This is a genomic window from Desulfoluna sp. CYM3A, from assembly GCF_056829965.1.
Genome location: NZ_CP186556.1, coordinates 352532 through 378401 on the forward strand (window position 1 = coordinate 352532; position 25870 = coordinate 378401).

Genomic DNA, 25870 nt, shown 5'->3' on the forward strand with positions numbered 1-25870 from the left:
ATATCGGATTGCCCCGGGTCGGGTCAATACCGGATTGGGGCTTGCGGGGAAGGGACGCAAAAACGCCCCCGACCCACAGGCGGCCTGCGTTAGGTTATCGCTTGTTGATGGGGACGTAGTCGGTGGCAATGTTGCCGGTGTACACCTGGCGGGGTCTGCTGATCTTCCAGTTGGGGTCGTCGGCCCCTTCCTTCCACTGGGAGATCCAGCCGGGCAGTCGGCCGATGGCAAACATCACGGTGAACATCTCCGTGGGAATACCCATGGCCCGTAAGACAATGCCGCTGTAAAAGTCCACGTTGGGGTAGAGGTTCTTGTCGATGAAGTAGGGGTCGGTAAGAGCCACCTCTTCGAGCCTTCTGGCGATGTCCAGCGGGGTGTTTCACCTTGAGCTTGAGCAGCCATCTGACACGTCTTCATGATCCTGGCCCGGGGGTCGTAGGTCTTGTAGACCCTGTGGCCGAAGCCCATGAGGCAGAGGTAGTAGCTCTCCTTGGCCCGCCTGACCACATCCTCGATGTCCGCACCGCTCTTGTGGATGTTGGTGAGCATCTCGATGACCGCCTGGTTGGCTCCGCCGTGCAGGGGCCCCCAGAGGGCGGCGATGCCTGCGGAGATGGCTGCGTAGAGGTTGACGCGCCCGCTGCCCACCACGCGGACAGCCGCCGTGGAGCAGTTCTGCTCGTGGTCGGCGTGGAGGATCCAGAAGACGTTCAATGCTTCCACGATGTCCGGGTCGAGTTCGTAGGGCCGCACCGGCGAGTGAAACATCATGTTGAGAAAGTTGGCGCAGTAGGAGTAGTCCGCCCGGGGGTAGACCACCTTGTGGCCCCGGGAGATCCTGTAACTCATGGCCGCCATGGTGCGGATCTTGGAGAGGAGCCGCAGGAAGGTGCGGTTGATGCCTTCCGGGTCCGTGTCTTCGAGTTCGGGGTAGAAGCTTCTCAGGGCGTTGATCATGGCCGAGAGAATCCCCATGGGGTGAGCCCGCCTGGGGAAGTTCTGATAGAAGATCTGCATGTCTTCGTGGATGAGCGAGTCATCGTTAAGCTGAACGCTGGTGCGGGTGAGCTCCTGTTTGTTGGGGAGTCTTCCGTTGATGAGAAGGTAGGCGGTCTCGACGAAGCTGGAGTGCTCGGCAAGCTGTTCCACCGGGATGCCGCGATAGCGCAGAATGCCCTTTTCGCCGTCCATGAAGGTGATGGCGGACGTACAGCTGCCCGTGTTGCCGAACCCGGGGTCCATGGTGATGTACCCGGTTTGCTGGCGCAGTTTGGTAATGTCGAAGGCTTTTTCCCCTTCAGATCCCTCAATCACGGGGAATTCGTAGGTCTTTCCCTCGATGATCATTTTTACCACTTCAGACATGGTATTCCTCCTTTTAACGGTTGCCCTGCGGGGCTGTGCGGATACAGCTTCGGGAAGGTAAAAAGAGTTAGGCTGGGAAGACTCCGGCCGTGCTGGTTTTTTCGTTAAGCGGGCGGATGCGGTCAGCCAAAGGTGCGGTTCAGCCGCATGCTCATGATTCTCCGACAGGTGGTTCGGGGCAACGTGTTTCGGGTGTCCGGGTGACGCGACCGGATACCGAAATGGCGTTGTTCAAGGCGTGCCATCAAGTGTTCCACGAAAAGACTATCCCCATAGATCCGTGGAGTGAGGCCCCGTGCATGCGCGATTGCTCTGCGCATGTCGTCTATTTAGGTCTTCCGCCCTTGGGTCGGCTCGGTGATAAAACAGTCAATCATCCCATTTGCGTGCCTTTTAAGGGTGCAGGGGGGATCCGTTTCATTTTCATTTCGTGTTGTTGATCATTGCTAATGAGCCTGTCAGAGTGAGGTCAACGGCCTAAAATATCTGATTCATCCTTTGCGGTCAAGGGGTTCACGCGTTCTCTTTCCGGAGACGCGCTTTTTTTCATGGGCCGCGCAAAGAAGATGAAAGCTTGTTATTTAAGCGGTATTCGGCTATTTTGACCTGATTTTACGATGGCATCTGGCTTATAAACGAAATGCCTCAAGGATTGATGTTCCCGGACGATATAGGGGACAACGGGGATGTCCCGCCATAATGATCGGCCCAAAATGATGGAGGAAACAATACGTATGAAACGATGGTTATTCATTCTGCTTGCAGTGGCAGCTGTGATGGTGCCCGGGCGCTCCTTTGCGCTCCTCGGGCTGGTAAGTGTGGAAGGGGCTGTGGGAGGGTTCATGCCGACTCCGTCCGGTGACTTCCAGTACAACGGCGGAACCAGTGGGGATGTGGAATCCATTCTGGGCTTTGACGACGAGGTGTTTCCCGCGGCCCGCCTTCGGGTGGAACTTCCCCTGGTGATTCCCAATGTCTACCTCATGACCACCCCCATGGAATTCGAGGGGAATCTCACCGAGGAGTTCAAATTCGGGGACGAGACGTTTACCGCCAACTCCGAAACCAAGCTGACCCTTGAGCAGTATGACATCGGCCTGTTCTACGGTGTCCCCTTTGTGGGGCTGGCCACCCTGGGCCGTGTGGGCCTTGACGTGGGCCTCAACGTGCGGGTGCTTGACATGGAAGCCGAGATGACCGACTCCGTGTCCAGCGAGACACGCACCGAAAGCGTCACCGTACCCGTTCCCATGCTGTTTGTGGCAGGCCAGCTCAACCTCATCGGGGGCTTTGCCCTGGAGGCGGAAGTCAGGGGCCTGGACGTGAGCTATGCCCGCATCATCAGTGCCATCGGCCGCGTGAAATACAACACCATGGGGCCGTTTTTCGTGGCCGCCGGGTACCGCCACGAAGAGGTGGAGGTGGATGAGGACGACTTTGACGTCGACCTGACCTTTGCCGGACCCTTTGCCGAGGTGGGATTCTCCTTTTAGCCCGGTCCTCAGCGTTGGTGTGATGATATGATCAAAAGCGGCCTCCTTTGGGGGCCGCTTTTTTATTGGACGCCCATCTCCCTGAGGTCCGCCTCAAGGGCGGCTTTGTTAAAGACCTTGCCCCTTCGCCATACACCCTTGTACTCCAGGGTGGGCACCACCCATTCCCCGCCGTTGATCTCCGAGACCTTGTCCACGATCTCCTTTGGCGCGGTTTCGATGTTGATGGAATCAAAAGGGATATTCTGTTCTTTGAGGTACGCCTCTGTCTTGATGCAGTGGGGGCACCAGGAGGCGGAGTAAACTTTCAGCATGGGTTTCCTTTCTTAAAAAACGCCGGGCCCGGAGGGGAAGGGGCCTGGCGTTTCGTCATTCCGGTATTGTTGATCTTTTCCGGTAAGTGTGGCAGTGTGTTTTCCAGTTGATTTTTAAGGCATCCCGTAAGCAACGTACCGACTCCGTTGCAGATGACCCTGGCGTGGAGAGGTTTACCGGGGAAGTATATCATACTTACAGGGCCGTCCGGAAAAAGTCGACGCCTGAAAATGACCGAATCCCTGTCCGGAGTCACCCACATCATGCGGATGTCAGCAAGGCTGTCCTCGGCAGCGGGGCGGCAACGGCGGGTTTCGTCGCCAATTCATATTCAACTTGTACAGGAATTCTTCATGATGAAAAGAGTATCGATCATCGCTGCCTCCCTTTTTATGATTACCGCTTCCCTGTTGTCTTTCGGGTCCTCGGCATCTGCCGAGGGGCTCAGCCTCGGGATCTCAGCCAACAACCGTGCCGTGGGAACCAACGCCAGCATGTTGACGAGCAGCCCCCTGGGGACCCTTGAGGTCGGCGCTGGGCTGATGTACAACGAAGACCGTTACACCATCGGCAGTGGCCTTGTCAGCGTGAAAAGCGACAACCTCACCCCCGGACTCCGTTACGGCCTGGGCTTCAAGTACGTTCTGGGCTCCATGAAGAACAAGGCAAAGACCGAGCGGGCCGACCTCAGCGCCCTGGGCTTCAACCTCGGCGCCGGCTACGAGCTGCCGGCCACCATCAACCCCTTTAACATTCCCATCGAGGTGACCGGCGACATGACCCTTGCCCCCGAATCCATCACCTTCGATGAGACCAAAGGGTACATGGATTTCACCGTGGGCCTGCGCTTCTACCTCATCGAAAATGCCTACCTGACCCTTACTCACACCTATATCGATGCTGAATTCGACACCGGGAATTCCTGGAGTCGCTACATCAATGAAACCATGTGCGGCGTGGTGCTGACTTACTGATCCGTCAGCGCGTGCAGTGACGGGAAAGCATGTGAGGGTCGGCCACCGGGTGGCCGACCCTTTTTTTATGGCGAGCAGGGCACTCTTCGGGTTCAATGGACCTGCCGTGCCGCCGACCCATTTGCCTGACGAGGCAGGAGTGATCGATGGAAGAAAAAGAAGGAACGGGCCTGGGGCTGAGAGCCCGCATCACCATATGGATCTCTGGGGTCCTTGTGGTCATGGCCCTGTTCTTTTATGCCTTTGTGCATTATCAGACACGGTCCGTTTACACAGCAACCCTTGATGGGGCCCTGCTGGCCTGGGGAGAGGGTGCCTCTCCGTCGGGTACGGTGCGTGCCGACGGGGCCCTTTCCATGGGAGGGCTCGTCCAGGGGGAGGGAACCCCGGAGACGTGGGCGCGATTCGGAAAGGCCACGGGTATCCCTGTGGCCGAGCTGGCGGCCCATGCGGACCTGCTGGCGGAGGCAAGGCGACAAGGCCGGGCCGTTGGCCGGACGGCAGCGCTGCCCAGCGGTACCGTTCGCCTGGTGGCCCTGCCCCCCGGGGAAGAGGGCGGCAGGGGCCGGTTGGTGTTTACTCCGGTTTTTGCCCGCCCCGGAGGCACCGAAGAGCTTGGGTCCCGGTTTGCCGTGGCTGCGGTGTGTCTTTTTGGGGTTGTTTTGGTGGGGGGCTCTCTGTTCTCCTGGTTTTTGATTCGCCCCATTGAGGAGCTGCGGGATGTCTCGGAGAAGATTGCCGAAGGAAACCTTGACGAAGGGGTGCGGTTTTCAGGAAGCTCCGAGTTTGTCTCCCTGTCCCGGAGCATCAATCGCATGCGACGGGCCATTGCAGAGATGCTCCATGACTCCGAGGGCCAGAATCGGGCCCTGGCCGAAAAGGGAAAAGAGCTCGAATCCTCCAACAAGGCCCTGGAGCGTGCCATCTTTACAGCCAACCAGATGACGGCCGAGGCAGAGATCCGAAGCTATGAGCTGGAGCACGAAATCGTCCAGCGCCACCAGGCGGAAGAGGCCCTCAGGTCCAGTGAGGAGAAGTACCGGACCATCGTGGAGAACATGAAGGAGGGGTATTGCGAGGTGGACCGGGAGGGCTGTGTCACCTTTGTCAACACCGCCATGTGTGAGATCTGCGGGTACGAAGCAGACGAGATCCTGGGGATGCACAGGGGCCGGTTCATCGCCGAGGAGAGCCGGGACGAGGTGCTGACCCGGTTTGCAAGGATCCTCAAAGGCGATGAAGAGATGGCCGAGTTCGATTACCCCATCATCCGAAAGGGTGGGGATCGGCGCCATATCGGCGTGTCGGTTTCCGTCATCCGGGACAGCTCCGGGGAGCGCACCGGGTACCGCACCATTGTGCGGGACGTGGAGGCACGGAAACGCTACGAGCAGGAACTGATCTACATGGCCTACCACGATCCCCTCACCGGCCTGAAAAACCGGAAGGGCTTCTACGAACGCCTGGAGACGGATATCCTGAGGGCCAAGCGCTACGGAGGGCAGGTGGCCCTGCTCTACATCGACATCGATCGGTTCAAAGAGGTCAACGACACCCTGGGGCACGAGGCCGGAGACGAGGTCCTCCGGGAGATCACCCGGCGCCTGGTGGACAATCTTCGCCAGTGCGACTGCGTGGCACGGGTGGGCGGGGACGAGTTTGCCGTGGTCCTGGACAATGCCGACGGCTGCGATGTGGAGGTGGTAGTGCGCAAGGTGGCCGTGATTCTGGCCCAGCCATACAGCGCCGGAGGCAGGGACGTGGCCTATGTCTCTGGCAGTGTGGGGGTGGCCGTCTTCCCCGACGACGCGGTGACGGCAAGCGACCTGATCCGGTATGCGGACAGTGCCATGTACGAGGTGAAACGAAGCCGCAAGATCTCACGGTGCCACGGCCGTGTGAAAGGAGTGCATGCCTGATGGAATCCATACCGACAACCAGCTACAAAAACCGGTTTCCCTTTTCCCTTTCCGTGCCCTCCTGGCTTTACCCTGCGGGGTATGAGGAGAACGTGGTCCGCGTGGCCCCCTTTGTGGACGGGGTGGAGCTTCTCTTTTTCGAAGGCAGGCCCGAGTGCCTGCCGGAGGCGAAAACCGTCCGGGCCCTTGCCTCCCTTCAGCAGGCCCACGGCCTCTCCTACAACATCCACATGCCCATCGACGAGAACCTGGCCTCGGTGGACCGTGCCGAACAGATCCGGTCCCTGGACGCCCACAAGCGGGTTTTCGAGTTGACGGCACCCCTTGCCCCGGTGACCCATACCGTCCACCTGGAGCGCCCTTCCGGCACGGATCCCGGGGCGTGGACGGAAGCCGCCCACAGGAGCCTTGAAGCCCTTGCAGGGGCCATGGACCCGGCCAGGGTCACCGTGGAGACCCTGGACTACGACCTGCTTCCCTTGGCCGACACCCTGGAGTCCATGGGTTACAGGATCTGCCTGGACCTGGGCCACCTGATTCACTTTGGCCTCCCCGTTGAAGAGACCATCCGCCGTCTTGGTCCCCTGTGCCGCATGGTTCACCTCCACGGCGTTGCCAACGGAAAAGACCACCGCGCCCTTCCCCTCATGGACCCTTCACTTTTTCACCGCCTCCTTCCCTTTTTGTCCTCCTACACCCACACCCTCTCCATGGAGATCTTCAAAGCCGCCCCGTGCTTTGAATCCATCGATTTTCTCGCCACCCATTTCTGATACCGCCAGCCTTTTACCTGTTTCCAGAAGAATGAAATGGGCATCTCCTGCAAAAGCGGTACCCCACGCGAATGCCCCGAAACCGTTTGCGGGATGGTTGCCCCCATGCATTCGTCATAGGGTTTATAGGTGCCCCCGCCTGGCCGCCAAAGGCAGCCAAGTTAAAAGACGCCTCCGGCGGCCCTGCCGGGGGCCAAACTTTTGAAAAGTTAGATAAACAGGTCTTGCTCACTTATCCAGAAACCTTCGCGAATGTCCTCACCCTGAGGAACGAAGGGAGAGGGCATTCGCAACCTGGGGTCCAGGGGTGGCGAAGCCACTTAGGCTAAAAATCCCCTGGCCGCCGGAGGCAGGCATTGGCCGCTCACTTTGCCCATAGAAGGCATCTGAATGGTTCAATGCGATGGTCCTGGCCCCTGCTTGACACGTCCGGATGGGTGGTTAATTTTTCCGTTGAACGCATCGATAAGGACGCTAAAGCTTTTGCGATGGACAAAGCGAAACGCTGTGAAGGCCCGACCGTGGGGGAAGGGTCTTTCAGGACGAAAAGGAGTGGATGATGCGATTTGATCGATTGACGGTGAAGTCCCAGGAGATGATCCAGGAGGCCCATGAGATGGCCTCGCGCAAGGGCAACCCACAGATTGAACCCGAGCACATGCTGGCGGCCATGGTGGGGGACCGGGAGGGGATTGTCCTCTCGATTTTCCGAAAAATGGGGGTTCCTTTAGAAGGGCTCTCCGGTCAGCTGGCCGAGCTCATGGGGCGCCTGCCCCAGGTGAGCGGGGCCGCAGGGGACGCTGCCTTATCCCGGGAGTCCAGGCAGGTCTTAAGCCAGGCCTTTGACGAAGCCGAGACCATGAAAGACGAGTACGTCAGCGTGGAACACCTTCTCCTGGCCCTTGCCGGATGCGGGAAAAAGGGGATGAAGGAGCTTTTTGCCCGGTTCGGCCTCACCCGGGAGTCCCTGCTTTCGGTGCTCATGGAGATTCGGGGCAGCCAGCGGGTCACCGACCCCAACCCGGAAGCGACCTACCAGGCCCTGGAGAAGTTTTCCCGGGATTTAACGGCGTTGGCCCGCGCCGGCAAGCTGGACCCGGTCATCGGTCGGGACGAAGAGATCCGTCGCGTGGTGCAGGTGCTCTCCAGGCGCCGGAAGAATAACCCGGTGCTTATCGGGGAGCCCGGGGTGGGCAAGACCGCCATTGTGGAGGGGTTGGCCCGCCGCATCGTGGAAGGGGACGTACCCGAGATCCTCAAGAACAGGCGCCTTGCGGCCCTGGACATGGGGGCCCTGGTGGCGGGCGCCAAGTTTCGGGGTGAGTTTGAAGAGCGGCTGAAGGCTGTCCTTAAAGAGGTGGAAGACGCCGACGGCGAGATCGTCCTGTTCATCGACGAGCTCCACACCGTGGTGGGGGCCGGTGCCGCGGAAGGGTCCATGGACGCCTCCAACCTGTTGAAGCCTGCCCTGGCTCGCGGTGTGCTGCGCTGTGTGGGGGCCACCACCCTGGATGAGTACCGGAAATACATCGAAAAGGATGCGGCCCTGGAGCGGCGTTTCCAGCCGGTCTTTACCGCTGAGCCCAGTGTGGAGGACACCATCTCCATTCTGCGCGGGCTTAAAGAAAAGTACGAGGTGCACCACGGGGTGCGCATCAAGGATTCGGCCATTGTGGCGGCCGCCACCCTCTCCAACCGCTACATCGCCGATCGGTTCCTGCCGGACAAGGCCATCGACCTCATTGACGAGTGCGCCTCCCGGCTCCGCATCGAGATTGACAGTATGCCCGCCGAGATCGATGAGATGATGCGGCGCATCACCCAGCTGGAGGTGGAAAAGCAGGCCCTCACCAAGGAGAGCGACCGGGGTTCCAAGGACCGGCTGGAAGCCCTTGAAAAGGAGCTGGGACAGCTCCGGGAAGAGGCCAATAGCAAGAAGGCCCACTGGGCCAACGAAAAGGCGATAATCGATGGGATCCGGGGTCTCAAGGAAGAGCAGGAACAGCTGGGGATCGAAGAGGAACGGGCCGAGCGCGAAGGGGACCTGGCCAGGGTGGCCGAGCTCCGCTACGGGCGAAGCGATGAACTCAGGAAAGCTCTGGATGAAGCCAAGGAGACCCTTTCCGAGCTCCAGAAAGACCGGAAAATGCTCAAGGAGGAGGTGGACGACGAGGACGTGGCCGAGGTGATCTCCCGCTGGACCGGCATTCCGGTGGCCAAGATGCTGGAAGGGGAGATGGAGCGCCTTTTGGCCATGGAAGAGGGGCTGGGCAAGCGTGTGGTGGGCCAGAAACGGGCCATTTCGGCTGTTTCCGACGCGGTGCGCCGTGCTCGATCCGGGCTCCAGGACGCCAACCGGCCCGTGGGCTCCTTTATCTTCATGGGCCCCACCGGGGTGGGCAAGACCGAGCTGGCCAAGGCTCTGGCCGAGTTTCTCTTTGACGATGAGCGGGCTCTGGTGCGCATCGACATGAGTGAGTACATGGAGAAACACGCGGTGGCGCGGCTCATCGGGGCGCCTCCGGGGTACGTGGGCTACGACGAAGGCGGGTACCTCACCGAGGCCATCCGCAGGCGGCCCTATGCCGTGGTGCTCTTCGACGAGATCGAAAAGGCCCATCCGGACGTCTTCAACCTCCTGCTCCAGATTTTGGATGACGGGCGGATGACAGACAGCCAGGGACGCACCGTGGATTTCCGGAACACCCTCATCATGCTTACCTCCAACATCGGCAGCCACGTGATCCAGGAGTACGGTGGCAAGAACCGCCCGGAGATGGAAGCCAAGGTGGAGTCCATGCTGCAGGCGTCGTTCCGGCCCGAGTTCCTCAACCGTATCGATGAGACCGTGATCTTCGACAGCCTGACCCGGGAAGACCTGTCCCGCATTGTGGAACTTCAGCTCAAGCGGGTGAGCGAGCGTCTCATGGCTCGGGGTATCGGCTTTTCCGTGTCCGAGGCGGGGGTGGCCCACCTGGTGGACGCCGGGTACGACCCCGTGTTCGGAGCCCGGCCCCTGAAGCGCGCCATTCAGCGGGAGGTGGAGAACCCTCTGGCCGTGGAGATCCTCAAAGGGCGTTTTGGGGACGGCGACAGTGTGGCCGTGGATGTGGGGGGCGATGGCCTTGAGTTTCGCATGGGTGATGAGTCAAGATAGCAAATAGAAGTTTCCTTTTCGAGGAAGCTGGAAAACACTCAAAGGTCGGAACAGCAGAGTAATGGATGCTGTTTCGACCTTTTTTTATGTAATTTAGGCGGCGCTTTGGAAGGTGCTCGGAAGTGAAATATTTGCGTAGGATGATTGGGTAAATGAGGATTATTCTGCTTTACTTTGATATGGGGATCATGTAATCATGCTTATTTACGACTCCCTCGTAAAGTGAGGAAATATCCGCCCCGTGGGGCGGTACGGTATAGTGAGACCCGCGTCCGCAGGGATGCTCGGAATATGGCCGACGCCATGCACCGACCTGCGGACCATCGCAGTTCCGGCCCGGATTTCCGCCATCGCGCCACCGCAACGAAAAAGACCCGCAGCAATCGCCAATCTCCGGCATGGTAGTCCTGCGGCCGGGATTGCGTGTGGCGAATCCTTCCTAACGATTTAAAGGAGTTAACTATGGGGAAAACAATGAAGACCATTGACGGCAACACCGCTGCCGTCCATGTCGCCTACGCCTTCAGTGACGTGGCGGCACTGTATCCGATTACGCCTTCAACGCCCATGGGCGAAACCGCCGACGCGTGGGCAGCCGCATCCCGGAAAAACATTTTTGACCAGGAAGTGATGGTTCGCCAGCTCCAGTCCGAGGCCGTGTGGCCGGCGGCGCGGTTTACGTAACTGGCAGCCGGGGCGCTGACCACCACCTTCACCGCCTCCCAGGGCCTCCTGCTCATGATTCCCAACATGTACAAGATTGCAGGGGAGCTTCTGCCCTGCGTCTTCCATGTGTCGGCCCGTGCTGTTGCCGCCCATGCCCTGTCCATCTTCGGGGATCACCAGGACGTCATGGCCGTTCGGCAGACCGGTTTCGCCCAGCTCTGCTCCGGCAACGTCCAGGAAGTCCAGGACCTGGCCCTGGTGGCCCATCTGGCCACCATCGAGAGCCGGGTGCCCTTTGTCCACTTCTTTGACGGGTTCCGAACCTCCAGCGAGATCCAGAAGATCGAGATGATCGATTACGAGGACATGAAAGACCTCGTGAACATGGACGCCCTGGAAGAGTTCCGTGCCAACGCCATGAACCCTGAGCACCCCGAGATTCGCGGCACCGCCCAGAACCCGGATATCTACTTCCAGGGTCGTGAGGCCGCCAACCTCTATTATGAGGATGTGCCCAACATCGTGGCCGAGTACATGGAGAAGGTCACCAAGCTCACCGGCCGCCCCTACCGTCTCTTCGACTACGTGGGCCACCCCGAGGCCGAGCGGGTTGTCATCGCCATGGGCTCCGGCTGCGAAGCCCTGGAAGAGGCTGTCTCCAAGCTGACCGCCATGGGTGAGAGGGTAGGCCTCGTCAAGGTTCGCCTCTATCGCCCCTTCAGCGCCGAGCACCTCCTGCAGGCCATTCCGGCCACGGCGTCCACCATCACCGTTCTGGACCGCACCAAGGAGTCCGGAAGCATGGGCGAGCCCCTCTACCTGGATGTTGCCGCCGCGTACATGGAGATGGGGGAGATGCCCCAGATCCTCACCGGTCGCTACGGGCTGGGCTCCAAGGAGTTCACCCCGGCCATGGCCAAGGCGGTCTTCGACAACATGAAGGTCACCGGGCCCAGGAACCACTTCACCGTGGGGATCAAGGACGACGTCTCCTACAGCTCCCTGGAAGTGGACGAGAGCTTCGATGCCGGCATCGAAGGCACCGTCAACTGCAAGTTCTGGGGCCTTGGCTCCGACGGAACCGTGGGTGCCAACAAGAGCGCCATCAAGATCATCGGCGACAACACCGACATGTACGCCCAGGGGTACTTTGCCTACGACTCCAAGAAGTCCGGCGGCATTACCGTGTCCCACCTGCGTTTCGGGGACGAGCCCATCAAGAGTACCTACCTTGTGGACAAGCCCGATTTCGTGGCCTGCCACAAGTCCAACTACGTCCACCTCTACGATGTGGTGGATGGGATCAAAGAGGGCGGCACCTTCCTTATCAACGCCCCCTGGACGGCCGAGGAGATGGAGGCCGAGCTTCCCGGTTCCCTCAAGAGTATCCTGGCCGCCAAGAAGATCCGTTTCTACGCCATCGACGCGGTGAAGGTCGCCGCCAACGTGGGCCTTGGCGGACGCATCAACATGATCATGCAGACCGCCTTCTTCAAGCTGGCCAATGTGATGCCCTTTGAGGAGGCCATTGCCCTCCTGAAAAAAGACATCAAGAAGACCTACATGAAGAAGGGCGATGCCATCGTGGACATGAACATCGCCGCTGTGGACCAGGCCCTGGAAGGCCTTGTGGAGATTCCCGTGCCTGAGGCGTGGGCCGAAGCCAAAGATGCTGCCTCCGAAGCCGAAGAGGCACCGGAGTTCATCACCGATGTGCTTCGACCCGTCAATGCCCAGAAGGGTGACTCCCTGCCCGTCTCCACCTTCCCCGCCGACGGTGTCTTCCCCGTGGGTACCTCGCGCTACGAGAAACGCGGCGTGGCCATCGAAGTGCCCGAGTGGATCGCTGAAAACTGTATTCAGTGTAACCAGTGCTCCTTTGTCTGCCCCCACGCGGCCATCGTTCCCATTGTGGTGAGCGACGCTGAGCTGGCCGATGCGCCGGAAAGCTTTGCCACACTGCCCGCCGCCGGCAAGGAGCTCAAGGAGTACAAGTTCCGCATCCAGGTCAACGCCATGGATTGTCTGGGCTGCGGCAACTGCGCCGACATCTGCCCGGCCAAGACCCCGGCCCTGGTGATGAAGCCCATCGCCTCCCAGGCCGAGGCCGAGGCGGACAACTTCGCCTTTTCCAAGACCGTGGAGTACAAGGAAGGCCTGCTCAAGCGCGAGTCCGTCAAGGGCAGCCAGCTCATGCAGCCCCTTCTGGAGTTCTCCGGTGCCTGTGCGGGCTGTGGGGAGACCCCCTATGTGAAGGTCCTCACCCAGCTCTTCGGTGAGCGCATGACCATCGCCAACGCCACGGGTTGTTCCTCTATCTGGGCGGGGTCCGCCCCCTCCTTCCCCTATTGCGCCAACAAAGACGGGTTCGGTCCCACCTGGGGCAACTCTCTTTTTGAAGACGCAGCCGAGTTTGGTTACGGCATGGCCCTGGCCACGAACCAGCGGCGCCAGAAGCTTGCCGACCTCATGGCCGAGGCCCAGGATTGCGAGATCTCCGACGAGATGAAGGCCGCCATGAAGAACTGGTCCGAGAACATGGGCGATGCCAAGCTCTCAAGGCAGTACGGGGACGAGATCAAGGCACGCCTTCTCACGGAGATGGGAGACCCCATCCTCGATGAGATCGATGCCATGAACGACCTGTTCACCAAGAAGTCCCACTGGATCTTCGGCGGGGACGGCTGGGCCTACGACATTGGTTTCGGCGGCCTGGACCACGTCATTGCCTCCGGGGAAGACGTGAACATCCTGGTCATGGATACCGAGGTTTACTCCAACACCGGCGGTCAGGCCTCCAAGGCGACCCCCACCGGTGCCGTGGCCAAGTTTGCCGCCTCCGGCAAGAAGATCGGCAAGAAGGACCTTGGTCTCATTGCCATGAGCTACGGGTATGTCTACGTGGCCTCCGTCTCCATGGGTGCCAACAAGCAGCAGCTCATGAAAGCCTTTATCGAGGCGGAAAACCACCCCGGACCTTCTGTGGTGATCTGCTACGCCCCGTGTATCAACCAAGGCATCAAAAAAGGCATGGGCAAGACCCAGGAAGAGATGAAGCTTGCGGTGGCCTCCGGGTACTGGCCCCTGTATCGCTACAACCCTGCCCTGGCCGAAGAGGGCAAGAACCCCTTCATCTTTGAATCCAAAGAGCCCGACGGCACCATTCAGGACTTCCTGGCCGGCGAGAACCGTTTTGCCAGCCTGGAGCAGATGTTCCCTGAAGAGTCCAAGAAGCTCCGCGGGCAGATCGAGATGGAGTTCGCCAAGCGCTACGAGCACTACAAGCGCCTTGCCGAGTAACCCGCAGGGATTTGGGTCGCGGTAACACAGCGATCCTTCAGGGTGAAACACCTTGAAAACGTAAGGTAAACAAATCAGGCAGGGGTCTCTTGCGCGGTGCGCAGTTGGCCCTTGCCTTTTTTTCTGGTTTGATGTTTGATGACCTGCGGTATCGCACATGCTTTACGCTTCGTGCCCCAGGCTCATCACATGTGCTTACGGACTGTGCCGTGAACCCGGAAGGCAGGCTGGTGTCTGTGTGAAACCTGGTTGTTAAATTTTTAACAAAAGTTGGTCCCGCCGGCAGGGCCGCCGGAGGCAATGGGGCTCAACATGATCTATATATAAGGAAGGGCTTTATGGAGTTTTTAACGGGCGGAAACGAAGGATGCAGCGGGTGCAGCGCTGCCCAGACATCATGCAACCACTGCGGCGCCTGCTGCACCGGGGGCGGCCCGGTGCTGCGGTCCCAGGATGAGCGGCTTATCAAGACAGGAAAACTCGACCTTTCCGTGCTGTACACCCTGAGGGCCGGAGAGCGCATGTTCAATAAAGAGTCCCTGAAGATGGAGCCCCTGGCCACGGATCAGATCAAGATCAAGGTGGACCCCGAGACTCTGCGCTGCCTGTTCCTGACCCCTGAGAACCGCTGCGACATCTACAGCCAGAGGCCTTTTGAGTGTCGGTCCTTCAAGTGCTGGGACGAGCGGGAGATCGTGGAGGTTTACGCTTCGGTGCCGACAAGATCGGCGGGATCAAGGGGCTCTGGGACCTGGTGGCAGACCACCACGAGCGCTGCAGCTATGACCTGCTGGACGAGCTGATCCGGAAGGTGGACGACACCGGCGACCAGGAGGCCGCTGAAAAGGTTTGTGAGATGATCGCCTACGACCGGAGCCTCCGGGAGACCCTGGTGGAGAGCGGCAGGGTCAAGGCAGAGATCCTTGATTTTCTCTTCGGGCGCCCCCTGACCACCACCATCGTGATGTTCAACTACCGCATCAGTTGGAGGATCAGAACGTCCTTGTGGCTGTCTCCTGAGGCAGAGCGCGTTCGTCGGCAGACTGCTATTGCACCAGTTAAAAAAGCTCACCGGGAATTCCCGGTGAGCTTTTTTTATGGTGCGTGGTTCGTGTTGCCTTTATGCCGGGCGTTTTACGGGCTGCTTAGAGAAAATCTTTCTGGTACAGCTGGTAGACGTACGCATGGTACATGTGGTTGGCGATGCGCAGGGGCATGTTCCATGTGCCTCCGCAGAACATCAGGTGATCCAGCCAGTAGACCTTGTCGGCATTGCCGTAGCGGGGGCAGGTGGCGAAGGGGGAGCTGTCGTTCATCTGTCCGTCGGTGTCCACCAGGGGGCAGTTTTTGACATTGATGTGGGTGATGTTGGCCACCATCTCTTCGGTCACGGGCTGGCTTGCGCTGTCGATGATGCCCTGCTCAACAAGGGTGGCTGCGGTGAGGCCGGCTGCGTTGAAGCAGGTGGTCTTGACCCCGGTTTTCAGGCCGGTGATCTGCGCCAGGCCACCGCCCAGGCTGTGGCCGGCAATTTCCATGGTGTAGCTGTTGGCATCGGCAAAGGCCTTCAGGCCCACGGCGAGGTCCACGGCTTTATCATACTGGACCGACCCGATGGAGTTTACGAAAATATTGAGGGCCTGCCTGACGTCGGCAATCCAGTCGTTGACGTTGAGGGCTTCGGTGCCCCTGAAAACCAGAACAAGCTGCCCGGGGTTGTGGATGTTGATGTACACCTTTGCGTCCAGGCCGTCCCAGCCGCCCACATAGGTGTCCAGCAGGGTTGTCACTGCCGAACGCTGCGCTTCGGTCATGTAGTTCAGGACGTTTTTATCCCGTACAACATTGAGGTAGTTGGATGAATTGCCCACAAAGTCGAGTTTGTTCAGCAGGAAGGGCGCCAGTCTGTCCAGCATCCAGTCCCAGGCGTTGTCGTAGATCCGTGCCGTGAGGTTGGCCATGTCCAGGATGTATTCGTATTCAACCTGGGTCATCTGGGGTGGGAGGCCGGAGCCGTCAACGTCCTTGCCATCGGCCGCAAGCGCGGACCCGGTTAACACAAAGAAAAAACCAATCATCATCACAAGTCGTCTCATTTCACCTAATCTCCTTTAGCGATGACTAAATTAAATGCAGTGCTTACATTGTATGATCGGCGCACAGGGTGCGCGGTGGTTATCTTATGTGAGATGGCCCAGCCCGGCGGTGGGATGTCCGTTTGTCAACAATGGGTTAAGGGTGCATGTTGCGCCGCATGTGACTTGCGTTGGCCACTGAATTTAGGCGAACGCAAGGGCCTGAAGGGAGCATCGGCGACCGATACCTAAGGGCTGGTGGAGGATCGCGATGGTTTCAACGTATTCTTGCGGGTATTTATCCCTTGGCTCCGGTGCTGCTCGTGCAGCGATGCGTTTTTATGGTGTAGTGAAATGGATACTTGGTCTTTTTTATTGATAAATGCCATATTTCTAATAACATCGAATCATTAAATATTGATCATGGGATGTGCCAATGATTAAAGGGCGATGTCAGTCATATATATATCTACATTTTATGTGTCAATAATAATTTCTAAGGTGGTGCGGGTGGTGAGTTAAGGGGAGGATGACTTAAGGCATGGGCGAACGCCATCAAAAGGCTGGGTGTTGTCTTGTTTCAGTTGTGCGGAAACAGGTTAACCACCTGTAAGCTATCGACTTTGGTGTTGAAGGTTAAAACTCGTTGCGGGTGTTGGGCAGGAAGTAGCGCATGGGGTGGGACCTGACCTCGGTCAGTTTTTTTTGGTCGATGTCCACGAGGTGGAGGCCTTCTGTAAGGCGTGGAGGTCCCGCAAGATGCCCCGAGGGGTCAAAGGCCAGGGCCAGGGCCGGAAAGGAAAGGTGCGCTTCGTTGGTGCCGCACTGGTTGACGGCAGTCACCCAGAAGCTGTTGTCAAAGGCCCGGGACGGCAGGTGACGCATCCAGGAATCGTATTTCTCTTCGCTGGTGCCCCTGGGGGAGGCGTGGGGGAGGATCACAAGGTCTGCGCCCTGCTGGGCCAGGTGGTGAAAGGCCAGAGGGAAGTGGGCGTCGTAGCAGAGCATCATGCCAATGGAAAACCCCTTGAAGGAAAAGAGGGGCAGGCCGGTGCCGGCGCTGTAGAGTCCCTTTTCCGGCGGGGCCAGGTGGAGCTTTCGGTAGGTGGTGTGACTTCCGTCCGGTAAAAGGGCTGTGTGGGAGGCGAACAGGTCACCGGAGGAGGCCTTTTCCGCATACCCGGCAAGGATCCCTAAGCCGGTTTCGTTTACGGCCTCCTGAATGATGCAGAGGGCCTCGTCTTCGGTGATGGCCCGCTCAAAGGCACCGGTTCCGTTGGCATAGCCGGTGAGGGAGAGCTCGGGAAACACGATGAGGTCGGCCCCGGCCTCCCGGGCCTTGCGACTGCTGCGGTGAAGGGTGTCTCTGTTGCCGGAAGGGTCGGCAAGGGAGGCAGGAACGGCGGCCAGGGCAAGGCGCAGGGTTTCCATGGCTACTCCACGGTGAATTCGGCGCGAATTTTAAAGATATGGGTGGCTGGCAGGTTGTAGATACTGGTGACCCCGGTACGCTCGGCAATTTCGGCCAGGTTGGCCTCAATCTGAGCCACGGAGTCTTCGATGAAGGTGAACCAGACGTTGAAATCGTCATCCCGGACGTAGTTGTGGGTAACGCCTTTGTAGCTGTTGACGACCTCGGCAAAGGTCTCAAGCTTCTCCTCGGGAACCCTGGCCCCGCAGAGGGTGCTGTGAAAGCCCACTTTTTCGGGGCTGAAGTTGCCGCCGATACGGCGGATGATCCCCATCTCCTTGAGCTTTGCCACCCGCGTGATCACCTCGGCTTCATCCATGGACAGCGCGTCGCCGATGGCGGCATAGGGCCGTTTGCAGATGGGAAAATCGGATTGGATGTGGTTGATGATCTGCTTGTCCTTCTCTTCGAGGGTCATGTACGGATGCTCCTTTGGCCGCTCATGGGTAATCGCCTGGCAGGGCCTTATAATAAAGGGGGCCTGCATGTCGTGTTTCTTGAATTCGATATCTTATGATGCCGGGGCCGTTGCGTCAACCGTTGGGGCCGGGTGCCATCGGGTCAACGCATTTATCCATTCCGTTGCCTCCGGCGGGTCGCTTTTTGAAAAAAGCTCCGCAAAAACGTTCCGGCAATCAAGGCGCTTGTCTTCTGCCCCTTGATAAAGAAGAATAAGAGGGGTTATGCGCCTGTTGGTGCCGCAGCCCTTCAGGACCTTACCCCGGAAGGCACTTGAGGACCACCCGGCGTTTGCGGGGGCCGTCGAATTCGGCAAGGTAGATGCCCTGCCAGGTGCCGAGGACAGGGCGTCCCTCTTGGATGAAAATGATCTCGGATGAGCCGGTGAGGCTTGTCATGACGTGGGCATCGGAGTTTCCTTCCAGGTGCCGGAAGGCCGGGTGGTCGGGGAACGCCTTTTTCAGGGCGTAGATCACATCTTCCTGAACGGCGGGATCGGCGTTTTCATTGATGGTGACGGCAGCGGTGGTGTGGGGCACGAACAGGAAGAGGACGCCGTCGTGGCAGCCCCATCGGTCTATTTCTGCCTGCACGTCAGAGGAGATATCCACCAGCTCTTTGTTTTTTGTGGTCTGGATCAGAAGGGAAGTCTGCATGGGCGTTTGGGAAAGGCTTATAGGGTGAGGGGCTTAAACCAAAAAAGGCCCCGCCGTTACCGACAGGGCCTGATTTGATAAACTTAAAAACGGCGTCCGGTGACTATACGCAACCGGTGGGCTTGGGAAGACCAGCCATTTTGCAGGCGCCTTTGCCGGGGCCTGAGGGGAACAGCTCGTAGATGTGCTTGAGCTTGAACTTGGTCAGCTTGGAGAGAACGCGAACCATGGGAGCGATACCGTTTTTACGGTAGTAGTCCTGAAGAACGTCGATAACGAGCTTGTGCTCGTCGTTCAGCTCTGCAATACCTTCTTCTTTCATAACGATCTCCAGCCACTCTTCGGTGAACTGGTTGAAGTCAAGAAGGAAACCATCCTCATCTACGTCAAACGACTTTCCGTACCTGTGGTTACGGCCATTGAATCAAAACCTCCTGTTGAGAATTATCAATTTGAAAGGCTTATCCCTTATTTTGTCCTGTCCACTTCGAAGAGAAGAAATACAGTAAAGAAAGGGCAATGTCAACCCGTAACATACAATATGTTACGGGTTTAACCGCCTATATTCGTTTACTGATCCTCTTCCGGCATCTCATTGAGCTTGTCGAGGGTGAAGACGGGGCCGTCTTTGCAGACCAGCTCCTTGCCGATGTTGCAGCGACCGCACATGCCGATGCCGCATTTCATTCGGTTTTCGAGGCTCATGATGATGTGATCAGGCTTGTAACCAAGCTTGTCCAGGACAGGCTTGGTAAACTTCAGCATCATGGGGGGGCCGCAGAGGATGGCGTAGGTATCGTCATCGGCCTGGGGCGCCTGGGTTTCGGTGATGGTGGGCACGAAACCGGTGTGGTATTTCCAGTCGGGATCATCGGTGCCGTCAACGGTGAGGTTGAGGTCGTTGATTGCCGCTTTCCGCTCCACCAGCTCATCCTTATAAAGGATCATGCCGGGGTTACGCGCACCGTAGATCACGTCCAGTCGGCCGAAGCGCTTGCGGTTTTCGGGCTCGAGCAGGTACTTGATGGTGGAACGCAGGGTGGTAAAGGCAAAACCGGCGCCGATGATGACGATGTTTTTGCCTTCGAGGTCCTCAATGGGATACCAGTTGCCCAGAGGGCCTCGGATGCCCATGATGTCGCCTACCTTCATGTTGTGAAGGTGGTCGGTCACTTTATTCATCGAACACGGTAAACATGACAAAGCCCTTCTCGGAAGGGGAGGAGGCGATGCCAATGGGGATTTCACCCTGACCGGGGATGGAGAGCTCTGCGAACTGTCCAACCTTGTAGGCAAATTTCTCTTCATCTTCCGGGTTGAGAAAGACAAACTTAAAGGTTCTGAGCGTTTTATCCGCGGTCGCAACCTGAATGTCGTCAATGCGAACGGGATACGCCTTATAAGGATTCTGCACAGGTCTTCTCCTTTTTTTAGCTGGCGGCTTCGTAACCGTTCATCTTGTTACAGATGCTGCGGATATCAATGTTGGCAGGGCACTGCTGAACGCAGCGGCCGCAGCCCACGCACATCAGGCCCTTGTCGTACTTGTCGACAAAGTACTTGAGCTTGTGCATGAAACGCTGACGGAAGCGCTGATGCTTCTGTTCCCTGGGGTTGTGGCCGGAGCCGTGCAGGGTGAACAGAGAGGTCATGCAGCTGTCCCAGTTTCTCATGCGCACGCCGTCGTTGCCCTTGTTTTCGTCCTGGATGTCGAAACACCAGCAGGTGGGGCAGGCGTAGGTGCAGGTCCCGCAGTTGATGCATGCAAAGGAGAGTTCTTTCCAGAACGGTGCATCGTAGAGATCGAGGCTGTTTTTGCCCCGAAGCTTGGAGGACTCCACCTTGCAGGTGATCTTGGCTTCGGCTTCGGCTTTTTTGGGCTCGAAGACAGAAGCATCGCCCTCGGCTGCCCAACCGGCCGCAGCCAGGAGCTTCTCCCCTTTTTCCGTCAGGGCTTTGGCCTCGTAGGCATCGCCGCAGTCGGAGAGGAGAACGTCGAGGCCTTCCTCGTGGTAGGGGCCGCATCCTGCGCTGGTGCAGAAGCAAGTGTCGCAGGGGGCGTCACAGGCCAGGCCCACAAAGGTGGTGGCTTCGTAAGAGTCCATCCAGAAGGGGTCGCGGTAGTCTTCGGTGTCGAAGTTCATGCGGACCAGGGCCAGGGCCTTGGCGTCGCAGGGTCGCATCCCGATGACGGCCCGGGGGGAATAATCCTTGGGGGCGTCCTTGAGGAGGTGGTGTTCCGGATCAGACTCGTCCAGGCTGTACGTAAACATCGGCTCGGACTGGGGGAAGACCACGGACTTGGGGGAGAGACGGGTGTTGGTGTACGCCATGTCCGGCGTTTCGTCACTCGTCAGTTCCTTGTATTCGTGGGCATCACCCTGCATCACGGGGCCGAAGAGGCGGTAACCGCTTCTCAGGCTGTAGAATCCGCGGCCCATGTATTTTTATCAATTTTGATGACCTTCATGATATTTGCCCTTGTTCATATGATGGTTCATTCGCTCAGTTCAGATAACACAAGAGAGGCGAACGGGATTACATGATGAATTTTTCGGGATCGTCCAGCTTGAAGCTGTCCAGCGGCGGACGCTGGTCGACGGTAAGTCCCGCTTCCCAACCGTAGAGCTCGTAGCAGTCTTTTTCGAGCTTCTTGGTGAAATTGCGCACCTTGATGTTCTGGGGACAGGCCGCTTCGCAGGCGCCGCAGTCGGTGCAGCGGCCGGCGCAGTGGTAGGCCCTCAGGAAGTGGTAGGTGCGAATATCGATGGGATCGGTTCCTTTGCCTACCCACTGGGGTCGGGCTTGGTGCAGGGCGAGCAGGTGGGGCGGTAGCGAGGGGCGTACGTTTCTGCACGCGTAGCAGCGGGTGCAGCCGGAGAGGAGCTCTTCGAAGAAGGCCCATTTCTCCTGGGTGTCCATGGCTTCAACCTTGCGGACGTCTTCGTAGCGGTCCACGTCCTTCTGCTCTTCCACGAGGTCGGCACAGAGCTCGTCGTAGATGACGGGGTTTCTGTGGAGACAGGTGGCGCAGTTGGCCTGAAGCTGCTCGGGGTTGTTCTTGTCCACCATCCCTTTGCAGGGCACGCCGATGATCACAAGCTGATCGCGGGAGATCTTGTTTTCGATGATGTGGTTGACGATGTTTCGAGAATCACATCCCTTGGCGATGATGGCGATCTTTTCCGTACGGCCGGTGATGTAGTTGGCCAGGTTCAAACGGCAGTTTGCATCCCAGACAAGGTCTTTGGCATCTTCGGCTTTGGTGATCATGCAGGGCTCGTTGGTGTTGGCCACGGTTCCTTTACGGAATCCAACAACGCACTCGACGGTGCCGTCGTTCAAGAGCCTTTCCGATATCTCTTTGATTTTTCCGATGTATGATTCCATGGCTTAACCCTTCGCCGCGCTCTTTTTCACGTAATTGGTATTGGGACCCAGGGCCTTGACGGATTCCGTGACCTTGGTCACCACGTCCACGAACTTGGTGGACTCGGCGGACGAGATCCAGGAGAACTGCAGGCGGCCGGGTTCAACGCCCATATGCTCCATGAGGTTTTTCATCAGGGCGAACTTTCGACGTGCGTAGTAATTACCTTCCAGGTAATGGCAGTCACCGGGATGTCAGCCGGAAACCCAGACGGCATCAGCTCCTTCGCGCAGGGCGGCCAGGAAGAATTTGGGGCTCATGCGACCGGAACAGGGGATCCGGATCACGCGGACGTTGGCAGGGTACTGGGCTCTGCCCACACCTGCGAGGTCAGCGGCTCCGTAACTGCACCAGTTACAGAGAAAGCTGACGATTTTCGGTTCGAATTCAGCCATTTTTATTTAGTCTCCTTTGAATCCCGCCCCTTCGAAACACGCTCGGAAAGGGCGGGACAAACAGGTTTAATGCGAATCTGTCCTTACGCTTCGTTCAGGGCAAAGATCTGCGACATGATCTGGTCGTTATCAAAGCCCCTGTGGCGAATGGCACCGGATCGGCAGGAGCCGACGCAGAGGCCGCAGCCCTTGCAGAGTACGGGGTTGATCTGGGCCTTGCCTGCGTCTCGGCCTTCGGTCATGAAGGAAGGCGCGGAGTAGGGGCAGACGCTGACACAGATCCCGCAGGAGCTGCAGAGCGCGGGGTTCACATGGGCGACCTGGCCGCTGGTGTGAATGGTCTCACGGGCCAGCAGGGTGATGGCGCGGGATGCCGCTGCCTTGGCCTGGCCGATGGCTTCGTCAATGGGCTTGGGATAGTGAGCCATGCCGCAGAGGAAGACGCCGTCGGTTGCGAACTCGCTGGGACCGAGCTTGGCGTGGCGTTCCACGAAGAAGCCGTTGTCGTTCATGGGCAGCTTGAAGAACTGGGCAACCTTTTCATCCCGGTAGGGCACCACGGCGGTGGCCAGGGAGAGGAGGTCTGCTTCGATCTCAACTTCGCGCCGGAGAACGTGATCGACGGTCTTGATGGATACCTTGTCTCCGTTGACGGCGACAACAGGCTTCTTGTCCACGTCGTAACGGATGAAGATAACGCCTTTTTCGCGTGCTTCGCGGTAGAGATGCTCGCGCTCGCCGTAGGTCCGGATGTCGCGGTACAGGATGTATACGTTGGCAAGGGGATTGCGGCGTTTGATTTCCAGGGCGTTGTCGATGCTGTGGGTACAGCAGACACGTGAGCAGAAGGGACGCTCGGGCTCGCGGGAGCCGACGCACTGGATAAATACGGCTGAATTCACGGTGTTCAGCATCGGATCGTCGGCCTTGAGTTTCTCATCCATTTCAAGGCTGGTGACGATGCGGTCGCTGGAGCCGTAAGAGTATTCTGTGGGGGTGTAGGGCTGAGCCCCGGTGGCCATGACGGCAACCCCGTGCTTCAGGACGGTCTCCGCTCCGTTGGAAGCGAGGGTGGATTCGAAGTTGCCCACGAAGCCTTCCACGTTTTCCAGGGTGGTGTTCAGGTGAACGGTGATGTTCTCGTCCTTGGTCACGTCGTCGATGAGCTCGACCAGTTTCTCTGCCACATTCTCGCCGGAGGCGGTGCGGTAGAGGCGGTTGGCGTTGCCGCCAAGCTTGTCTTCGCGCTCAACGATGTGGGTGGCGTATCCCTGACGGGAGAGGCTCTGGGCAGTGGTGATGCCCGCAAGGCCCCCGCCGAGGACCATGGCGGTCTGGTTGACCTGGAGCTCGGCTTCTTCGAGGGGCTGGAAGAGGGCGACCTTGGCCACGGACATGCGAATGAGGTCCTTGGCTTTTTCGGTGGCCATCTCCGGCTGATCCTTGTGTACCCAGGAGTCCTGGTTACGGATGTTGGTCATCTCGAAGAGGTACTTGTTGAGGCCGGCAGCCAGGAGGGTCTCCTGGAAGAGGCCTTCGTGGGTCTTGGGCGTACAGGCGGCAACCACAACGCGGTTGAGGCCCTTCTCCTTGATGGTCTCAGCGATCTTGTCCTGAGTATCCTGGGAACAGGAGAAGAGGTTGTTGGCCACGAACTCCACGTAGGGGAGGGACTTGGCGTACTCGGACACAGCCTCCACGTCCACGGTACCTGCGATGTTGGTACCGCAGGAGCAGACGAAGACGCCGATCTTGGGTCGTTCGCCGCCCACGTCGAGCTGGGGCACCGTCTCGGCTTCCTTGGTCACGGTGTTCCGTGCCGAGGCGATGGACTCGCCGGCCGCAGCAGCTGCTGCACTGGCGTCCACGATGGACTCGGGAATGTCTTTGGGGCCCTGGAAGGCGCCGCAGACGTAGATACCCTCACGGCTTGTGGCCACGGGGTTGAAGGCGGAGGTGGCGGCAAAGTTGCTGGGGGTAAGCTCAATGTCCAGCTTCTTGGCCAGTTCCACGGTTTCCGGAGCCGCCTCGAGACCGATGGAGAGGACGATCATGCCGAAGACTTCGGTCTTGATGGTGCCGTCTTCGGTGACGTAGCGTACTTCCAGGTCATCGGTTTCAGGAATGGGGTTGATGGTGTGTACGCGGCTGCGGACAAACCGGATACCACGATCCTTGCTCTTCTCGTAGTACTCTTCGAAGTCCTTGCCCGGAGTACGCATGTCCATGAAGAAGATGGCGCAATCCAGATCGTCCCCGTTGTGCTCCTTGGCCATGACCGCTTCTTTGATGGCGTACATACAGCAGACGCTGGAGCAGTGGCCGTTGTCGCAGCGGTTGATGTCCCTTGAACCGATGCACTGGAACCAGGCGATCTTCTTGGGCTCTTCGCCGTCCTTGCTCCGACGGGTCAGGTGACCCTGGGTGGGGCCTGAAGCGGAGAGGATACGCTCGAATTCCAGAGAGGTAACAACGTTGGGGAACTTGGTGTACTGATAGGTGTCGAAAACGGAAGGATCAAAGGGCTTGAAGCCAGTGGCCAGGACCACGGAGCCGACGTTGAGGGTGGTCTCCTTGGCGGTCATCGTGTAATCGATGGCGCCGGTGGGGCAGACCTTCTCGCAGTTTCCGCACCTGTCCTTGGTAAGCTTGAGACAGGTGTCGGGATCAATGGCGTACTTAAGGGGTACGGCCTGATCATACTCGACGTAGATGGCTTTTCGCTTGATCAGATTAGCGTTGTAAGGGTCCGTGACCTTCTTGGGGCATTTTTCGGCACAGAGACCACAGGCGATACATTTGGACTCGTCCACGTATCGGGGCCTCTCGTTTAAGGTAACTTCAAAATTACCTGCCTCGCCCTGGATGTCGATCACGTCAGAAAGGGTTTTTAACTCAATGTTCAGATGCCGGCCGACCTCGACCAGTTTAGGTGAGATAATTCACATTGCACAGTCGTTGGTCGGAAAAGTCTTGTCCAGCTGGGACATGACACCGCCAATGGAGGCCCCTTTTTCGACCAGGTATACATAATAACCTGAATCGGCCAGATCCAGGGCAGTTTGCATACCGGCGATACCCCCCCCGACGACCATCACGGATCCGATTACATCCTTAGACATGGCTTCTTTCTCCTGTTGAATGGTGCGCAGGCGCATTCAAATCGCTGAGAACGGCCTTGCAGTGTTACAGAATATTCCAAATAAACCTGAAAAGTTATATTTCCAGAGTCGACGAGCGCGCTGGCTCGCAGCTATCTTACCTTATATTAAAGATAAAATGAGCAAATACACTTACTACCCGCTATATTGGGTGTTGTCAATAGAATTATATTTATATATTAAGGGACTAAATGTCCGGTATCCGTGCGGCTGTTCAATGGTGGACAACGGGAGAAACCGGCGTGAATCCGTTTAGGC

The 25870-nt window shown here is 58.3% G+C and carries 19 protein-coding genes and 2 pseudogenes; 7 read left to right on the plus strand and 14 right to left on the minus strand.

What is annotated here, in order from left to right:
• Positions 1-94: 94 nt before the first annotated feature.
• Both ACOYW1_RS01890 and ACOYW1_RS01895 read right to left on the minus strand, forming a co-directional pair.
• Positions 95-346, minus strand: coding sequence for a citrate/2-methylcitrate synthase (locus tag ACOYW1_RS01890; protein WP_482421452.1), 252 nt, complete (start codon positions 344-346; stop codon positions 95-97).
• Positions 235-1368, minus strand: coding sequence for a citrate/2-methylcitrate synthase (locus ACOYW1_RS01895; protein ID WP_482421453.1), 1134 nt, complete (start codon positions 1366-1368; stop codon positions 235-237). Before ACOYW1_RS01895 ends, ACOYW1_RS01890 begins: the two co-directional genes overlap by 112 nt.
• A gap of 734 nt (positions 1369-2102) precedes the next feature.
• Between ACOYW1_RS01895 and ACOYW1_RS01900 the strand changes: the two genes are divergently transcribed.
• Positions 2103-2861, plus strand: coding sequence for a TIGR04219 family outer membrane beta-barrel protein (locus ACOYW1_RS01900; RefSeq protein ID WP_482421454.1), 759 nt, complete (start codon positions 2103-2105; stop codon positions 2859-2861).
• Positions 2862-2923: 62 nt separating this feature from the next.
• Here the strand turns inward: ACOYW1_RS01900 and ACOYW1_RS01905 are convergent, their stop codons facing one another.
• Positions 2924-3175 (minus strand): glutaredoxin family protein, encoded by a 252-nt coding sequence (locus tag ACOYW1_RS01905; protein WP_180136924.1) that lies wholly within the window; start codon positions 3173-3175, stop codon positions 2924-2926.
• 354 nt (positions 3176-3529) lie between these two features.
• Between ACOYW1_RS01905 and ACOYW1_RS01910 the strand changes: the two genes are divergently transcribed.
• The 6 genes and pseudogenes from ACOYW1_RS01910 (at position 3530) to ACOYW1_RS01935 (ending at position 14768) form a co-directional block, all read left to right on the plus strand.
• The gene (locus ACOYW1_RS01910) at positions 3530-4150 is read left to right on the plus strand and encodes a hypothetical protein (RefSeq protein WP_180136923.1); all 621 of its coding nucleotides are present in this window, start codon (positions 3530-3532) and stop codon (positions 4148-4150) included.
• A 146-nt stretch (positions 4151-4296) separates the two neighbouring features.
• Positions 4297-6069, plus strand: a complete 1773-nt coding sequence (locus ACOYW1_RS01915) for a diguanylate cyclase (protein WP_482421455.1) — start codon at positions 4297-4299, stop codon at positions 6067-6069.
• Entirely contained in the window at positions 6069-6842 is a 774-nt protein-coding gene (gene cbiR / locus ACOYW1_RS01920) for a cobamide remodeling phosphodiesterase CbiR (protein ID WP_482421456.1), read from the plus strand. The genes ACOYW1_RS01915 and cbiR overlap by 1 nt, the downstream gene beginning before the upstream one ends.
• 559 nt (positions 6843-7401) lie before the next feature.
• Positions 7402-9999, plus strand: coding sequence for an ATP-dependent chaperone ClpB (gene clpB, locus ACOYW1_RS01925; protein WP_482423639.1), 2598 nt, complete (start codon positions 7402-7404; stop codon positions 9997-9999).
• Between the two features lie 474 nt (positions 10000-10473).
• Positions 10474-13965: pseudogene (gene nifJ, locus ACOYW1_RS01930) on the plus strand (pyruvate:ferredoxin (flavodoxin) oxidoreductase).
• A gap of 338 nt (positions 13966-14303) precedes the next feature.
• Entirely contained in the window at positions 14304-14768 is a 465-nt protein-coding gene (locus ACOYW1_RS01935; RefSeq protein WP_482421457.1) for a YkgJ family cysteine cluster protein, read from the plus strand.
• Positions 14769-15110: 342 nt separating this feature from the next.
• Here the strand turns inward: ACOYW1_RS01935 and ACOYW1_RS01940 are convergent, their stop codons facing one another.
• From ACOYW1_RS01940 to ACOYW1_RS01990, 11 genes and pseudogenes are all read right to left on the minus strand, one after another.
• Positions 15111-16061, minus strand: coding sequence for a Tle-like phospholipase domain-containing protein (locus tag ACOYW1_RS01940; protein WP_482421458.1), 951 nt, complete (start codon positions 16059-16061; stop codon positions 15111-15113).
• Between the two features lie 615 nt (positions 16062-16676).
• Positions 16677-17471, minus strand: coding sequence for a nitrilase-related carbon-nitrogen hydrolase (locus tag ACOYW1_RS01945; protein ID WP_482421459.1), 795 nt, complete (start codon positions 17469-17471; stop codon positions 16677-16679).
• A 2-nt stretch (positions 17472-17473) separates the two neighbouring features.
• The gene (gene ahbA / locus ACOYW1_RS01950; RefSeq protein ID WP_482421460.1) at positions 17474-17929 is read right to left on the minus strand and encodes a siroheme decarboxylase subunit alpha; all 456 of its coding nucleotides are present in this window, start codon (positions 17927-17929) and stop codon (positions 17474-17476) included.
• A gap of 298 nt (positions 17930-18227) precedes the next feature.
• Complete coding sequence (locus ACOYW1_RS01955; protein WP_482414968.1) at positions 18228-18626, minus strand: secondary thiamine-phosphate synthase enzyme YjbQ; 399 nt, start codon at positions 18624-18626, stop codon at positions 18228-18230.
• Between the two features lie 103 nt (positions 18627-18729).
• A pseudogene (locus ACOYW1_RS01960) lies at positions 18730-19014 on the minus strand (TusE/DsrC/DsvC family sulfur relay protein); the annotation flags it as partial.
• Positions 19015-19196: 182 nt separating this feature from the next.
• Complete coding sequence (locus tag ACOYW1_RS01965; protein ID WP_482421461.1) at positions 19197-19808, minus strand: FAD/NAD(P)-binding protein; 612 nt, start codon at positions 19806-19808, stop codon at positions 19197-19199.
• On the minus strand, positions 19801-20040 hold the full coding sequence (locus ACOYW1_RS01970; protein ID WP_482421462.1) for a hypothetical protein: 240 nt from the start codon (positions 20038-20040) through the stop codon (positions 19801-19803). Before ACOYW1_RS01970 ends, ACOYW1_RS01965 begins: the two co-directional genes overlap by 8 nt.
• Positions 20041-20056: 16 nt before the next feature.
• Entirely contained in the window at positions 20057-21067 is a 1011-nt protein-coding gene (locus tag ACOYW1_RS01975) for a 4Fe-4S dicluster domain-containing protein (RefSeq protein ID WP_482421463.1), read from the minus strand.
• A 97-nt stretch (positions 21068-21164) separates the two neighbouring features.
• The gene (locus ACOYW1_RS01980) at positions 21165-22016 is read right to left on the minus strand and encodes a 4Fe-4S ferredoxin (RefSeq protein ID WP_482421464.1); all 852 of its coding nucleotides are present in this window, start codon (positions 22014-22016) and stop codon (positions 21165-21167) included.
• Positions 22017-22019: 3 nt separating this feature from the next.
• Entirely contained in the window at positions 22020-22451 is a 432-nt protein-coding gene (locus ACOYW1_RS01985; protein WP_180136910.1) for a hydrogenase iron-sulfur subunit, read from the minus strand.
• Positions 22452-22534: 83 nt separating this feature from the next.
• On the minus strand, positions 22535-25573 hold the full coding sequence (locus ACOYW1_RS01990; protein ID WP_482421465.1) for an FAD-dependent oxidoreductase: 3039 nt from the start codon (positions 25571-25573) through the stop codon (positions 22535-22537).
• Positions 25574-25870: the final 297 nt, after the last annotated feature.

Bases quoted from the DNA above. Each gene is read 5' to 3' on its own strand.
- ACOYW1_RS01895 (WP_482421453.1), bottom strand. From the start codon at position 1,368: ATGTCTGAAGTGGTAAAAATGATCATCGAGGGAAAGACCTACGAATTC.
- ACOYW1_RS01900 (WP_482421454.1), top strand. From the start codon at position 2,103: ATGAAACGATGGTTATTCATTCTGCTTGCAGTGGCAGCTGTGATGGTG.
- ACOYW1_RS01905 (WP_180136924.1), bottom strand. From the start codon at position 3,175: ATGCTGAAAGTTTACTCCGCCTCCTGGTGCCCCCACTGCATCAAGACA.
- ACOYW1_RS01910 (WP_180136923.1), top strand. From the start codon at position 3,530: ATGATGAAAAGAGTATCGATCATCGCTGCCTCCCTTTTTATGATTACC.
- ACOYW1_RS01915 (WP_482421455.1), top strand. From the start codon at position 4,297: ATGGAAGAAAAAGAAGGAACGGGCCTGGGGCTGAGAGCCCGCATCACC.
- cbiR (WP_482421456.1), top strand. From the start codon at position 6,069: ATGGAATCCATACCGACAACCAGCTACAAAAACCGGTTTCCCTTTTCC.
- clpB (WP_482423639.1), top strand. From the start codon at position 7,402: ATGCGATTTGATCGATTGACGGTGAAGTCCCAGGAGATGATCCAGGAG.
- ACOYW1_RS01935 (WP_482421457.1), top strand. From the start codon at position 14,304: ATGGAGTTTTTAACGGGCGGAAACGAAGGATGCAGCGGGTGCAGCGCT.
- ACOYW1_RS01940 (WP_482421458.1), bottom strand. From the start codon at position 16,061: ATGAGACGACTTGTGATGATGATTGGTTTTTTCTTTGTGTTAACCGGG.
- ACOYW1_RS01945 (WP_482421459.1), bottom strand. From the start codon at position 17,471: ATGGAAACCCTGCGCCTTGCCCTGGCCGCCGTTCCTGCCTCCCTTGCC.
- ahbA (WP_482421460.1), bottom strand. From the start codon at position 17,929: ATGACCCTCGAAGAGAAGGACAAGCAGATCATCAACCACATCCAATCC.
- ACOYW1_RS01955 (WP_482414968.1), bottom strand. From the start codon at position 18,626: ATGCAGACTTCCCTTCTGATCCAGACCACAAAAAACAAAGAGCTGGTG.
- ACOYW1_RS01965 (WP_482421461.1), bottom strand. From the start codon at position 19,808: ATGAATAAAGTGACCGACCACCTTCACAACATGAAGGTAGGCGACATC.
- ACOYW1_RS01975 (WP_482421463.1), bottom strand. From the start codon at position 21,067: ATGGGCCGCGGATTCTACAGCCTGAGAAGCGGTTACCGCCTCTTCGGC.
- ACOYW1_RS01980 (WP_482421464.1), bottom strand. From the start codon at position 22,016: ATGGAATCATACATCGGAAAAATCAAAGAGATATCGGAAAGGCTCTTG.